This is a genomic window from Rickettsia conorii str. Malish 7 (assembly GCF_000007025.1).
In the GTDB taxonomy this organism is placed as follows: Bacteria; Pseudomonadota; Alphaproteobacteria; order Rickettsiales; family Rickettsiaceae; genus Rickettsia; species Rickettsia rickettsii.
The window spans coordinates 76,528-90,134 of sequence record NC_003103.1 but is presented as its reverse complement, the minus strand read 5'-3'; the positions used below and the strand labels follow the sequence as shown (position 1 = coordinate 90,134).

Here is a 13,607-nt window from a genome sequence, read left to right as displayed (position 1 = left end):
AAAAGCTCGATTTATCTCGCTTTATGATGGATTTCTGCTTTCGCAGGAATGACATAAGAGTATACAAATATCACTTCAATACACAACTCTGCTTATTATAAGCTAATTTCTTACAAACCGCTTTAGCTTGACTAAGACTACCATAATCACCGGCTAAGATTAAATAGAAAAATTTGCCGTCGTCATATTTAACTTTTTTGGTTGTGATAACAACATTTTTAAGAATTTTCGGGAATTGCTTTTTTATTCTTTCCCCTTCTTTCATTGCTTCTGCTTCAGATTTTACCGAACCTAGTTGTACTTTATAACTTTCATTATTTTTACAATTTTTAGCATTACTAACCTTATCTTTACTTCCTTTTTCAAGCTTTATTATATTTAAATCCGTTTCATTTTTGGCGTTATTATTTGGCTCTATTAATGCAATAAGGTTAGATATTTCATCAAAAGATTCATCGCTTTGACTTTGGTTGCGAGAATCTATACTCATAGGTTTCTCAGGGTCAGGAAGCAATTTTACGGTTTTAATATTTGTATCTTTAGCAATAAGATTTTCATATATAGTACTATGTACTGCGGCTATTTGGTTATTTTCTATTATAGACGGTTTTATTTTTGTAGGCAGCTCATCAGGATAAATAGTAATTACCGGCTTGCTATTCTGATAATATTGATAACCAAAATAAATAGCGGACATACATACTAAAAATACTAGAAATATTTTAATAAAAATATTATTGATCATATTTAGTAATTTGATAATAGAAAAACGTCATTGCGAGGAAAAATTGTAAGTTTTGACGAAGCACTCTCAGGAGTATTATTTCATGAGATTGCCACGCAGCCTACGGCTGCTCACAATGACGACTCGGTATCCACATGAGCAATACCTCCTTGCAATGACGATGAAAACCTAACTACATTTTGTTCATTGGTTCTACACCTATCACTTCGAGACCGCTAGCTATAACTTTCTGTATGGCACTTGCAAGAGCAAGGCGTGCTAGAGTTAATTCTTTATTGCTCTCAATTACAAATCTATAATCGCTATTTTCTTTACCGAAATTCCACATAGAATGAAATTTTGAGGCTAAATTTATTAAATAAAATGCGATGCGATGCGGTTCAAAATATTTTGCAGATGCTTCTAATGTTTTTGTCCAGCTAGCCAAAAGTTTTATAATCTCAATTTCTTCTTCAGAGGATAATAAAGATAAATCATACTTACCTGATTCAAAGTTATTATAAGATTCAGGCATTAATTCTTTAGCTTTTGATAAAATAGATATCGTTCTCACATGTGCATATTGTACATAAAAGATAGGATTTTCTCTTGATTGTTCTTTCACTTTTACCAAATCAAAATCAAGTGGCTTATCATTTTGTCTAGTTAACATCATAAATCTTATGATATCTTTCCCCACCTCATGATTTACGTCTTGTACACTAGCAAAGCTCCCAAGACGTTTTGACATTTTAACCGGCACACCGTTTTCAACGAAATTGACCAATTGACAAATTTTAACGTCCACTTTAACCTGCTCCTTACCTAAAGCTTTAACTATTGCCTCAATTCTTTTAACATATCCACTATGATCGGCACCAAGTACATAAATTAAGTGATTCGCTCCCCGCTCTATTTTATCCTTAGCATATGCAAGATCAGAAGCAAAATAAGACCAACTTCCATCAGCTTTTTCTATAGGACGATCTTGACTATCACCGTACTTAGTAGATTTAAATAATTTTTGAACTCTATTATCCCACTCTTCGTGAATTTTACCTTTAGGGGCAGGTAACGTACCTTCATAAATTAGCCCCATACGCTCCAGTAGTTTAACTGTTTCCTCTATCTCACCTTTATCATGCAATGATTGCTCAGAGAAAAATATATCATGTTTAATCCCTAAATCTGCTAAATCTTTTCTATTTAAATCAAGCATTTTTTCTACGGCAAAACTTTTAATTATTTTGAACCTTTCAGCATAGTTCATCGTTAATAATTTATTGCCGTATTCTTTCGCTAAAATTTGCCCAAGCGGAATTAAATACTCTCCCGGATATAACCCGGCAGGGATAGTAATTTGCTCACCTAAAGCCTCTTTATAACGTAATAATACCGTACTAACTAAATCATTTATTTGTGAGCCTGCATCATTAACATAATATTCTTTTGTAACGGAATAACTTACCTTTTGCAAAATCCTTGCTAGCACATCACCATATACCGCACCCCTAGCATGCCCTATATGCATTGGACCGGTGGGATTTGCCGAAACATACTCGATGTTAATATTTCTGCTTTTATCTATATCAATTTCAAAAAACTTTTCTTCATGCTGTAAAATATCCTTTATTGATGCCTGCCAACTATCAGCTTTTATAGTAAAATTAATAAAGCCAGGTCCTGCTATTTCTATACTTGCAATATAAGGTAATGTTATAAGGACTTCTTTAAATTTTAAAGCCACTTCCCGAGGAGCAATACTTTCTTTAGCTGCAATAATCATTGCAATATTACTTGATAAATCACCGTTAAAACTATCTTTCGGTATTTCAATAGTAGCAGTATTTGCTATTTCTTGATTATTATATAATTGCCTGCTTGCCACAATTATATCTTGTTTCAATTGATTAAATATATTCATAATTATTAAATGTTATTAAAATTCAGCGAATAGAATTCTTACAAACGCTTGCTAATAAGGAGGAATTTGTAGGAGACACAGAACGCAGCACCGCAGCGACGCACAAATTACCCTTAGAAGCAAGTTATGTAGGAAGTCGAGCAGAGCTGATTATATTCCTGAATGGCAAAACGGTCAGTCATCCCTGCTATATAATCAGCAACAACTCTAGCTTTACTATATGTTTCATTAGAGTCTATTAGCATTTTCCAATTAACCGGCAATAAATTAATATCATCCATATAAACCTTAAACAGCCCTTGTACGATTTTAGTACATTTAAGGCTGATGGCCGTAATTTTATTACTTTTATAAACTCGCTCATGAAGAAACTTCTTAGTTTCCTTAATATTTTTATTAGTTTTTTCCGTAAAATCCACTATCTGATAATTTAAGTTACGTATCTCATCTATGTTAGTAATTTTTTCTTTATTTAAATTTTCTTTTGTTTGCCATAATAAATCGGTAATTAACTCATGTATTAGCTTACGTACTACCTCATAAATCAGACATGAGGAACTAATATTTTTAAATTTTGACTTGAGTTCAACAACATGTTGATCAATATATTTAAGTTCAGCAAGACTATGAAAATCGATAATTTTAGCACCGATACTATCTTCCAAATCATGCGAAATATAGCTAATATCATCGGCAAGAGCTGCTATTTGAGCCTCTGCTGATGCATAGGTACTAAGTTCTAAATCATTTTGCTTATTATACTCTGCTATATATTCATTTATCTCGCCTAGTATAGGACCGTTATGTTTTACTATTCCTTCTAAAACTTCCCATGTTAAATTTACTCCATTATAAGCCGCATATCTTTTTTCAAGTAATGTTAGTATCTTTAAAGATTGAGCATTATGAGAAAAGCCGTTATACTCTCTCATACATTCATTTAAAGCCCGCTCTCCCGCATGACCGAAAGGCGTATGCCCAAGATCATGAGCAAGTGCTATTGTCTCAGCTAAATCATTTGATAAATTTAAAGTACTAGCGACTGAACGTGCAACAGTCGAAACCTCTAGAGAATGAGTTAGCCTATTTCTGTAATGATCTCCCTCGTGATTAATAAAAACTTGAGTTTTATATTGCAAACGCCTAAATGCATTAGTATGTATAATGCGATCACGATCACGTTCAAACTCGTTTCTATAAGAGGTCGGGATTTCCTTATATAATCTTCCCCTACTTTTAAGAGGATCAGAAGCGTATGAAGCAAGCATCGTTATCCTTTATTTTGAAAGACGTTGTTGTGGTTCTAACTTTTCGTCATTGCGAGGAAATTGCATAGCAATTGACGAAGCAATCTCAGGAGTTTGTTATTATTTCATGAGATTACCACGCAGCCTACGGCTGCTCGCAATGCCGATTGGGTATCCACACAACAAACCAACTTGAAAAATATCAAGATATACTATATAATTTATGAGACTTTTACAAGGTAATTTTAAGTGACGATAACAATTACGGATAGAGCTTTTGAACGGGTTTGCGAGTTAGTAAAGCTAGAAAAAGATAAGAATTTAGTACTGCGAATTTCGGTTGATAGCGGCGGTTGCTCAGGACTTATGTATAATTACGAACTAGTCTCAAAAGATAATATAGAGCAAGATGATTATGTCATTACTAAACATAATGCTACAATTATTATTGATCCTATCTCTCAAAAATTTATACTAGATTGCACTCTTGATTTTATAGAAGAACTAGGCAGTTCATATTTCAACGTTAGTAATCCGCAAGCTAAAGCAAAATGCGGCTGCGGTAATTCTTTCTCAGTGTAAATGCAAGTATTGTGAGTGGACATTGTTATTAGAATGCCGATGTCATTCCTGCAACAGCAGCAATGACATCGCAACGTCAAACTTTTAATGTTAATCATTAAGTTGCATAGTTGCTCCACCTACCTCAACTTCGTCCTTATTATCATAAGGAGGACGCTCTACTTCATTACTTATTAACGTTATTATCTTTATCTTCTTCATTATCTGAAGCATTACTATCTAATGTTAATATAAACATGTTGTTCTTGGACTTGTTGAGGACTATTAAACTTTGTTTTAATGTTTCAGCTTGAGATTTTCTTAAATTTAGTCCTTGTCCTTTACATTGCTCCGTAGAGAGAATTTTAAGGCCTTGAGATTGTCTTATTAAATCATCGCATACCAAAACTCCGTAGTCCTAAGTATTTCCTTCTTCTTGTTGTTGAGTTTTTAAATCCATTATTTCCGCATCAGAGCAAACCTCGGTCTGCCCAAAGGATCATTATAAGTAAATATTATCTTATTTGTATCATTATCTCATATTTACCCAATGCCTATGTCCTGTATTAATTGGCATTTGTTTACTTCTTGTTGATTATTAGTCAATTGCTCATTTTGATTTTGTTGTACTTCTGGCCACTCCTTGGCTTGCAACTCCGGCAGTGAAACAAAATCATTTATTATAGTCTGTGTATCACTTAAAAATTTTGTTCTGTCAGCCTCTTTAGTAACTATACTCAGATCTTCCATCTTACCTTTGTCAAGCATTGAGCGTATAAAAACAGTATTTTCCTCCATCTCCGTACTATAAACTTTATGAACTTTTAACAATAATTTTTGTTCTTCCTGAGGGCTAGCTATACTTGCAGCCTTTAAATATTCAAAAGCAGCTAGCGGTATTAAATTTAATTTAAATAAAAATTCTTCTAAAGATATATAAAGATCTTTTTTTAAAGATAGATACTTCTCTACTTCTTTTTTATTCTTAGGGATGTTAAAAATTTCTCTAAGAATAAAACTACACTCTTCTATCGGGTCTATACTTAAACTTACCTTGAAATATTTTATTGCTTCAAGAAGCAATTTAATTACTATTTCGCTTTTATTTTCGTCCTTATAGAATCTCCCTAAATTTAAAATAATCCACCTATTTTTTTACAAATATTGCTAAAAATGTATAGATATAATAATATGCTCAGCTTGCGATCCCGTAAGTTTATCAAGCCATTCTAATGCTTCTTTATAATATTTTTTTTGTTCTTTATTAAATTCTACATTATAGGTTACTTGATAAGGTTTTAATTTTATATTATTATTTACTCCGTCAAAAAATCATTTATATTTTTCTGTTTAGAACTACCAAACAGTGTACTGCCAACTGCTTTTATTTGATTCCATATAATAATTATACCTATAAATTATTTGCATTTATACAAATAAAAACATTTTTGATCTATAAACTGAATAAATTAATATTAATACTATTTAAAAAAATTATTACTTCTATTTTAAAATTGAATTAATAGGGGATATTTATATATATTTTGAAAGGTAACATTTGAAGTTATTTTTCTTTTGTAATTTTATCATATTTTTTTAGTTTGATAAGAATAGACTCTAGATTATCCAACTTCATCATACATGGACCATCGCTTGGAGCGTTATCGGGGTCTTGATGTACTTCCATATAAATACCGGCGATACCTACAGAAGTTGCTGCCTTTGCAAGTAACTCTACATATTTTCTTTCTCCGCCGGTACTGCCTCCTAACCCGCCCGGTTGCTGAACGGAATGTGTGGCATCAAAAACTACAGGTACATTTAACTCTGCCATTATTGCAAGACTACGCATATCAGATACCAAGTTATTATAGCCAAAACATGCTCCTCGCTCTGTAAATAATATATCCTTCACTCCAAAAGCTTCTAGTTTTGTTTGTACATTTTTCATATCCCACGGAGCTAGAAACTGTCCTTTTTTTACTTTTACTATCTTACCTGTTTTTGCTGCAGCTTGAAGCAAGTCGGTTTGTCTACATAAAAATGCCGGAATTTGTAAAATATCTGCTACTTCGGCTGTTTCAGTACATTGACTCTCTGAATGAACATCAGTAACAATAGGGCAATCGAATTCAGATTTTACTTTTGATAAAATTTCTAAACCTTTCTCAATACCAACTCCTCTAATCCCATGTACGGAAGTTCTATTAGCTTTATCAAAAGAAGATTTATAAATAAATGGAATCTCAAGCTTGCTAGTTAATTTAACAAGTTTTTCTGCCATAAACAACGCATGATCTTTTCCTTCAATCTGACAAGGCCCTGTAATTAGAACAAACGGTAAATCATTTCCTATTTTGATATTGTTAAGTTTTACTACTTTTTGCATAATTCTTAGATTTAATCAATTGAACGAGGCACGGATTAGTGTTTCTCTGTTATATCAGGTACTGATTCATTTTCTATTAAGTCATTATTAATTATTAGTGTATAATATTTTTCTTTTATTGTCGTTAAATCATAACTACCATGATAATAACCTTCTAGGTTAATAATTTTTTTTAAATAAAAATTTACCTGCTCTGTTTCTAACGGTTCATCTATATTTTTTACAATAGATGACTTAATATTAATTAAATACGCTTTTATTTTTTTTAATTCTTTAATAATTATAAAAATATCATGCGGTGTTGTTACCAATATTCCTACAAACAAAATTAATAATATTTGTGTTAAAGACATATTTATATTAATTTCTTATGTTTATATTTTGGATTTAAAATACTTTCCCCGTTAGTACTTAGCATATATTCATGATAATCTTGATAATTTCCTTCAAACCATGTAGCATTATTTTCTTTATCATATGATATAATATGAGTGGTTATTCTATCTAAAAACCATCTATCATGACTAATCACTAATACACAACCTGCAAAATCTAAAATAGCATCTTCAAGTGCTCTTAACGTATCAATATCTAAATCATTAGACGGCTCATCTAATAATATAACATTTGCTCCTTCTTTTAGTAATTTTGCCAAATGTACTCTGTTACGTTCTCCACCTGAAAGTTGTCCAACTTTTTTTTGTTGATCACCGCCTCTAAAATTAAAAGCTGCACAATAAGCTCTACTTTTAATTATTCTATTACCAAGTTGTAATTCATCTAGACCTTCTGAAATTTCTTCCCATATAGTCTTATTATCATCTAAATGATCCCGTGATTGATCGACATAACCTAATTTTACCGTTTGACCAATTTTAATAGAACCACTATCTGGCATTATTTTACCTGTAATAATATTAAACAAAGTAGACTTACCTGCTCCATTCGGTCCAATAATTCCTACAATAGCTCCACGTGGAACTTTAAAACTAAAATCTGATAATAATATTTTATTATTAAATTTTTTAGCTATATGTTCTGCTTCAATAACAAAATCACCTAAACGAGGTCCGTTAGGTATAATTATTTGAGTAGGATCAGTTTTTTGTTCTTGTTGTTTATTTAATAACTCTTGATATGCTGTAATACGTGCTTTATTTTTTGATTGTCTAGCTTTTGGAGTTTGACGAATCCATTCAAGTTCACGATTCAATTGTTTTTTTCTATCATCGTCTTCTTTACTTTCTAAAGCTAATTTTTTTTGCTTCTGCTCAAGCCAAGAACTATAATTTGATTCCCACGGTATACAATTTCCACGATCTATTTCTAATATCCATTCTGTAACATTATCTAAAAAATAACGATCATGGGTAATTACTATTACAGTACCTTCATAATGCTTTAAATAATCCTCAAGCCAAGAAACTGATTCTGCATCCAAATGATTTGTAGGTTCATCAAGTAACAACATATCAGGTTTCTCTAAAAGCAATTTACATAAAGCTACTCTTCTTTTTTCTCCACCGGAAATTTTTGTAATATCTGCTTCTTTTGCTGGGCAACGTAAAGCAAGCATTGCGATCTCTATTTCACGTTCTAGATTCCATCCATCACAATTGTCTATTTTTTCTTGCAATTCTGCTTGTTTATCAAAAAGCTTTTGCATTTCTTCATCAGCGATTTCAGCAGCAAATTTGTTACTTATATAATTAAATTCATCAATAAGTTTTTTCTTTTCATGAAGACCTTCTATGATATTATCAAAAACATTTTTACTAGCATCAAGATACGGTTCTTGAGGTAAATATCCTACTTTTATACCAATTTTAGCTGTTGCTTTACCTTCAAACTCTTTATCAATACCTGCCATTATTTTTAATAAAGTCGATTTGCCTGCTCCATTTGGACCTATTATACCGATTTTAGCTTTTGGTAAAAATGATAAATTTGTTTCTTTTAAAATTCGTTTACCATTTATAATTTTGCTTAAACCAACCATTTCATAAACATATTGATATGACATAAATTACTTATTTCCTTATATTATTATTTTACACCGATATATATATTTACTACTGTATTGTATGAATTTATTGCTCTATGATCATATAATTCAAAATTAGACATTGTAATTTCTATCATTGTGTTTCTCGTTTAGATATTTATTTTAAGAAATAAAATGCTGTATATATACTTTAATTTTAGCAGCTTGAGGATTGTGTATACTTTTATACTTATAATTTTTCGTTCAAGCTTATTGATAATTTTTCCATATGCATTTTAATTTAATTTTAACAATATCAAGTCTAATTCTTCCAAATCTTTATAATGAAATATTAATTTTCCACCTAATGGATAATTTTCTATTGTTATTTTTATACCAAATTTTTCTGATAAAGCTTTTACTAATAATTCTAGATCATTATCCGTAGCGTTGTCCTTTAAAAAACGCTTTCCTATTTTGTTATTATTGTTCGGGGATTTTGTATACTCATTTTTATACCATTGTCTTACTAGTTCTTCTGTTTGACGTACATTTAAATCATTATTTATAATATAATCGGCTATTACTTCTGCATGTTCATGATTTATTAAACACCGAGCTTGACCCATACTTAGTATATTTTCATTTACTTTATCTTGAATAGACTGCGGCAAATTATTAAGCCTTAATAAATTAGCTATATGACTACGACTTTTACCAAGCCTTTCAGCTAATTTTTCTGCCGTATAATTAAAATTTTCTATTAAATATTTAAAGCCACGAGCTTCTTCCATCACTGTTAAATCAGTTCTTTGTATGTTCTCAATTAATGCTATTTCCATACTCTCTCTAGCATCTAAATTTTTTATAATTACCGGTATCTCTAAAACTTTTGCTAATTTACATGCACGCCAGCGTCGCTCTCCTGCTATAATTTGGAAATTATTGTCAACAATAATAGGCTGTAATAAACCATTATTCAATATAGAATCTGCTAATTCTTTTATTTTATCATATTCAAAGTTTTTTCTAGGCTGATTCTCGTTTGGTCTTATTTTATCAATATTTATTATTTGTACTATTTCTGATTCTATAGAAATAACTTCTTCTCCAAGTAATGAAGATAATCCTCTTCCTAGTCCTTTATTTTTCGCCATATCTTTCTAAGATTTCTTTTGTAAGTTCTATATATGCAACTGCTCCCGAACATTTATAATCATATATAATAGCCGGTTTTCCATATGAAGGAGCTTCAGATAGTTTAATATTTCTTGGAATAACGGTTTTAAATACTAATTCTCCTAAGCATTTTCTAACATCATCTTCTACTTGTTCCGTTAAACGATTACGCTTATCATACATTGTAAATAATATACCTGCAATCTTTATCTTAGGATTTAATTTTTTCTCTACAATTTCAATTGTTTTTAACAAATGACTTAATCCTTCTAAAGAATAAAAATCACATTGCATTGGAATCAGTACTTCATCGCTTGCAACTAAAGCATTTACCGTTAATAAATTTAATGAAGGAGGGCAATCAATAATTATATAATCATATAATATTTTTATTTCTGCCAATAGCTTCATTAAAATATATTCTCGGTCCTTTAATTTTGTTAAGTCTAATTCAGCTGCAGATAGATTAGTGTTTGAAGTAATTATTTCTAAATTTGGTATATCTGTAGAAATTATTGCATCTTGCAATTCTATTAAATTTGTTAATACTTGGTATATAGTATTTTTGCGTTGTTGCTGACTAATTCCAAAACCGGTACTACTATTCCCTTGAGGATCAAGATCTATAACTAAAATTTTTTTATTTACAGCAGCAAAAGCTGTAGCTAAATTCACAGTAGTTGTAGTTTTAGCTACCCCTCCTTTTTGATTAACAATAGCAATTACTTTCATATCATTTTTGTTAAATTACTAACTTCTAGAATTTTCCCTTCTTCACAAGTAATACTTTGATGTATTAAATAACCAAATAACCATCTCTCTTTAGCTTCTACTATTTCAGTTAAATAATTTTTTCCTTTTAATAACAAAAATTTTTCTCGTACTGAAATATTTTTTATGCAATTAAATATTGTATTTAAGTTAGAGAAAGCTCTACAAGTTAATATACTACAATCTATTTCTACTTTTTCTATTCTTTGATTGATTATTTGTATGTTATTATTTGATATCTTTGATGCTTTTTCTAAAAATATACATTTACGTAAATCAGCTTCTATTAAACTTACTTGCGCTACCCCCGCTATAGATAATACTATACCAGGCAAACCGGAACCGCTTCCTATATCAACCAAATGTATTTCTTTATTATCAATATATTGTATTAATTGTAATGAGTCTAATATATGACGTTGCCAAAAATTATGTATAGTATTATCCGATACAAGATTGATTGATTTATTCCATTTTTTAACTAACTTTTGAAAAATTTCTAACTTTTCAATTATTTCACGTGGAACTTCCATCACTATATTTAGTTTTTAAATAAATTATAATAGCCGTAATTGCTGCAGGTGTAATCCCTGGAATTCGACGTGCTACACCAATAGTAGTAGGTTTATGGGAAGAAAGTTTTTCCTGTATCTCTAATGATATACTTGGTATTTTAAAATAGTCAATATTTTTAGGTATGAACTGCGCCTCTTCACTTTGAAATAAATTAATATCTGCGTGTTGTCTAGTTAAATATGAAGCATATTTTGCTTCAATATAGAGTAATTGCAAAATGTTATTATTTTGTGTTTCTTTAAGCATAGGAAAAATTTTAATAGCTTGTTCAACATTAAAATTAGGTATTTTAAATAAGTCTAATACTGTTTTATATGTACCATCCTGTGCAACCTGTATACCCATTTTAGCAAGTTTACTAGTACTTAAAGACAAGGTATTCAATAATGATTTTATTTTTTCTATGTCTTCACATTTTTTTGTGAATATTTTTTTACGTTTTTCTGATACGACTCCAATGTTCATCCCTAATTCCGTTAAACGTAAATCAGAGTTATCTGCTCTTAAAGATAATCTATATTCTGAGCGAGAAGTAAACATACGATAAGGTTCTATAGTACCAAATGTTGTTAAATCGTCAATCATTACTCCAATATAACTGTTTGCTCTTGTTAACATAAACGGTGCTTGATCTTTTACTGCTAAAGCAGCATTTATACCGGCTATTATACCTTGCCCTGCGGCTTCCTCATATCCTGTAGTACCGTTAATTTGCCCGGCCAAATACAATCCAGCTATTTTTTTTGTCTCTAGCGTAACACTTATTTCACGTGGATCAACATAATCATATTCTATAGCATAACCTGGACGTAAAACCTTTACATTTTCTAATCCTGGTATTGTTTTGATTAATTTATGTTGCACATCTTCAGGCAAAGAAGTAGAAATACCGTTTGGATAAATCGTATAATCATCTAACCCTTCAGGTTCTAAAAATATACGATGTTCTGATTTTGTACTAAATCTGACTATTTTATCTTCAATAGAAGGACAATATCGTGGTCCTATTCCTTCTATTTGCCCTGAATACATTGCGGATTTATCAAGATTCTCACGTATAATATCATGAGTTTCTGAGGTTGTTTTTGTGATAAAACAATTTATCTGAGAAACATTAACAATATTTGTTAATTCAGAAAAAGGACGAGGAATTTTATCGCCGGGTTGTAAAATTGTTTTACTATAATCAATAGTACGTCCATCAATGCGAGGCGGTGTACCTGTTTTTAAACGAGCCAGTTTAAAACCTATTTGTTTTAATGTATTTGATAATCCATACGAAGGCTCTTCATCTACTCTACCTGCAGGAATTTTTTTTTGTCCAATATGAATAAGACCTGATAGGAAAGTACCTGTAGTTAATATAATTTTTTGACAAAGAATTTTGCTACCGTTATTTAAAATAACCGCTTCAATTTTAGAAGATTTAATTTCTATATCTTCCACTTTTCCATATAATATATCTAGATTAGGATAATTTGTTAATATTTGATACATTGCTTTTTTATAAAGCTTTCGATCAGCTTGAGCTCTAGGTCCCCAAACTGCTGGTCCTCTAGTCTCATTCAGCATTTTATAATGTATACCGGCTTGGTCTATAACATAACCCATTAACCCATCAAGTGCATCGATTTCTTTAACTAATGTGCCTTTTGCAATGCCACCGATTGCTGGATTGCAAGACATTTCGCCTAAATTTTCTGGTTTTAACGTAATTAAGAGAGTAGGAACTCCAAGACGTGCAGAAGCAGCGGCTGCTTCTACGCCTGCATGTCCACCGCCTATAACTATTACGTCATATTTTAGCATTAATTATTCTATAATTTCAGATTTATTAAAGAAAAATTCGATTTCTCTTTTCGCACTATTTTCACTATCTGAACCATGAATACTATTAGCCTCAATTGATTCGCCTAAATCTTTTCTAATAGTGCCTGCTTCAGCTTCAGCAGGATTAGTTGCACCCATAACGGTACGGTTTAAAGTTATAGCATCCTCCCCCTTAAGCACTTGAAGTACTACCGCTCCTGAAGTAATATATTCAACTAAGCTATTAAAAAACGGTCTTGCTCTATGCTCATCATAAAAACATGCAGCTTCATATTTAGTTAAAAATTTCATTTTCTGAGCCACTATTTTTAAACCGGCATTTTCTAAGTAAGTATTAACTTGCCCTATTTTATTCCTTTTGATAGCATCAGGCTTAATCATTGAAAAAGTATATTGTATTGTCATTTTGTAACCTATTTATT

At 30.8% G+C, this 13,607-nt stretch carries 13 protein-coding genes and 1 pseudogene; 2 read left to right on the top strand and 12 right to left on the bottom strand.

What is annotated here, in order from left to right; genetic code table 11:
* Nucleotides 1-70: 70 nt before the first annotated feature.
* A complete protein-coding gene (locus RC_RS00500; RefSeq protein WP_010976780.1) occupies nucleotides 71-745 on the bottom strand; it encodes an SPOR domain-containing protein in 675 nt (224 codons plus the stop codon).
* A gap of 172 nt (nucleotides 746-917) precedes the next feature.
* Nucleotides 918-2,648: an arginine--tRNA ligase gene (gene argS / locus RC_RS00495; RefSeq protein WP_010976779.1), complete on the bottom strand. Its 1,731-nt coding sequence runs from the start codon at nucleotides 2,646-2,648 to the stop codon at nucleotides 918-920.
* Between the two features lie 20 nt (nucleotides 2,649-2,668).
* On the opposite strand from argS, the pseudogene RC_RS11140 reads away from it, so the two are divergent.
* Nucleotides 2,669-2,848 (top strand): annotated as a pseudogene (locus RC_RS11140) (hypothetical protein); the annotation flags it as partial.
* Here RC_RS11140 and RC_RS00490 read toward each other — a convergent pair.
* A complete protein-coding gene (locus RC_RS00490; protein WP_010976778.1) occupies nucleotides 2,762-3,916 on the bottom strand; it encodes a deoxyguanosinetriphosphate triphosphohydrolase in 1,155 nt (384 codons plus the stop codon). The pseudogene RC_RS11140 and the gene RC_RS00490 sit on opposite strands and share 87 nt — an antisense overlap.
* Nucleotides 3,917-4,144: 228 nt before the next feature.
* On the opposite strand from RC_RS00490, the gene RC_RS00485 reads away from it, so the two are divergent.
* A complete protein-coding gene (locus RC_RS00485; protein ID WP_010976777.1) occupies nucleotides 4,145-4,477 on the top strand; it encodes an iron-sulfur cluster assembly accessory protein in 333 nt (110 codons plus the stop codon).
* Between the two features lie 522 nt (nucleotides 4,478-4,999).
* On the opposite strand, the gene RC_RS00475 is transcribed toward RC_RS00485, so the two are convergent.
* The 9 genes from RC_RS00475 to ndk form a co-directional block, all read right to left on the bottom strand.
* On the bottom strand, nucleotides 5,000-5,539 hold the full coding sequence (locus RC_RS00475) for a hypothetical protein (protein WP_010976775.1): 540 nt from the start codon (nucleotides 5,537-5,539) through the stop codon (nucleotides 5,000-5,002).
* A gap of 481 nt (nucleotides 5,540-6,020) precedes the next feature.
* Nucleotides 6,021-6,845: a 3-deoxy-8-phosphooctulonate synthase gene (kdsA, locus tag RC_RS00470; protein WP_010976774.1), complete on the bottom strand. Its 825-nt coding sequence runs from the start codon at nucleotides 6,843-6,845 to the stop codon at nucleotides 6,021-6,023.
* A 35-nt stretch (nucleotides 6,846-6,880) separates the two neighbouring features.
* Entirely contained in the window at nucleotides 6,881-7,198 is a 318-nt protein-coding gene (locus RC_RS00465) for a DUF2672 domain-containing protein (protein ID WP_010976773.1), read from the bottom strand.
* Nucleotides 7,199-7,200: 2 nt separating this feature from the next.
* Complete coding sequence (gene ettA, locus RC_RS00460) at nucleotides 7,201-8,868, bottom strand: energy-dependent translational throttle protein EttA (RefSeq protein WP_010976772.1); 1,668 nt, start codon at nucleotides 8,866-8,868, stop codon at nucleotides 7,201-7,203.
* A 257-nt stretch (nucleotides 8,869-9,125) separates the two neighbouring features.
* Nucleotides 9,126-9,986: a ParB/RepB/Spo0J family partition protein gene (locus tag RC_RS00455; RefSeq protein ID WP_010976771.1), complete on the bottom strand. Its 861-nt coding sequence runs from the start codon at nucleotides 9,984-9,986 to the stop codon at nucleotides 9,126-9,128.
* Nucleotides 9,973-10,740 (bottom strand): ParA family protein, encoded by a 768-nt coding sequence (locus RC_RS00450; RefSeq protein ID WP_010976770.1) that lies wholly within the window; start codon nucleotides 10,738-10,740, stop codon nucleotides 9,973-9,975. Before RC_RS00450 ends, RC_RS00455 begins: the two co-directional genes overlap by 14 nt.
* Nucleotides 10,737-11,312 carry a 16S rRNA (guanine(527)-N(7))-methyltransferase RsmG gene (gene rsmG, locus RC_RS00445; protein WP_004996817.1) on the bottom strand — a complete coding sequence of 192 codons (576 nt, stop codon included), beginning with the start codon at nucleotides 11,310-11,312 and terminating at the stop codon, nucleotides 10,737-10,739. The genes RC_RS00450 and rsmG overlap by 4 nt, the downstream gene beginning before the upstream one ends.
* The gene (gene mnmG, locus RC_RS00440; protein ID WP_010976768.1) at nucleotides 11,296-13,164 is read right to left on the bottom strand and encodes a tRNA uridine-5-carboxymethylaminomethyl(34) synthesis enzyme MnmG; all 1,869 of its coding nucleotides are present in this window, start codon (nucleotides 13,162-13,164) and stop codon (nucleotides 11,296-11,298) included. The genes rsmG and mnmG overlap by 17 nt, the downstream gene beginning before the upstream one ends.
* Before the next feature lie 3 nt (nucleotides 13,165-13,167).
* Nucleotides 13,168-13,590, bottom strand: coding sequence for a nucleoside-diphosphate kinase (gene ndk, locus RC_RS00435; RefSeq protein WP_010976767.1), 423 nt, complete (start codon nucleotides 13,588-13,590; stop codon nucleotides 13,168-13,170).
* Between the last annotated feature and the right edge of the window lie 17 nt (nucleotides 13,591-13,607).

Excerpts from the sequence above, each read along its gene's own strand:
- argS (WP_010976779.1), bottom strand. The coding sequence starts at position 2,648 with ATGAATATATTTAATCAATTGAAACAAGATATAATTGTGGCAAGCAGG.
- mnmG (WP_010976768.1), bottom strand. The coding sequence starts at position 13,164 with ATGCTAAAATATGACGTAATAGTTATAGGCGGTGGACATGCAGGCGTA.
- rsmG (WP_004996817.1), bottom strand. The coding sequence starts at position 11,312 with ATGGAAGTTCCACGTGAAATAATTGAAAAGTTAGAAATTTTTCAAAAG.
- kdsA (WP_010976774.1), bottom strand. The coding sequence starts at position 6,845 with ATGCAAAAAGTAGTAAAACTTAACAATATCAAAATAGGAAATGATTTA.
- RC_RS00500 (WP_010976780.1), bottom strand. The coding sequence starts at position 745 with ATGATCAATAATATTTTTATTAAAATATTTCTAGTATTTTTAGTATGT.
- RC_RS00455 (WP_010976771.1), bottom strand. The coding sequence starts at position 9,986 with ATGGCGAAAAATAAAGGACTAGGAAGAGGATTATCTTCATTACTTGGA.
- RC_RS00450 (WP_010976770.1), bottom strand. The coding sequence starts at position 10,740 with ATGAAAGTAATTGCTATTGTTAATCAAAAAGGAGGGGTAGCTAAAACT.
- ndk (WP_010976767.1), bottom strand. The coding sequence starts at position 13,590 with ATGACAATACAATATACTTTTTCAATGATTAAGCCTGATGCTATCAAA.
- RC_RS00465 (WP_010976773.1), bottom strand. The coding sequence starts at position 7,198 with ATGTCTTTAACACAAATATTATTAATTTTGTTTGTAGGAATATTGGTA.
- ettA (WP_010976772.1), bottom strand. The coding sequence starts at position 8,868 with ATGTCATATCAATATGTTTATGAAATGGTTGGTTTAAGCAAAATTATA.
- RC_RS00490 (WP_010976778.1), bottom strand. The coding sequence starts at position 3,916 with ATGCTTGCTTCATACGCTTCTGATCCTCTTAAAAGTAGGGGAAGATTA.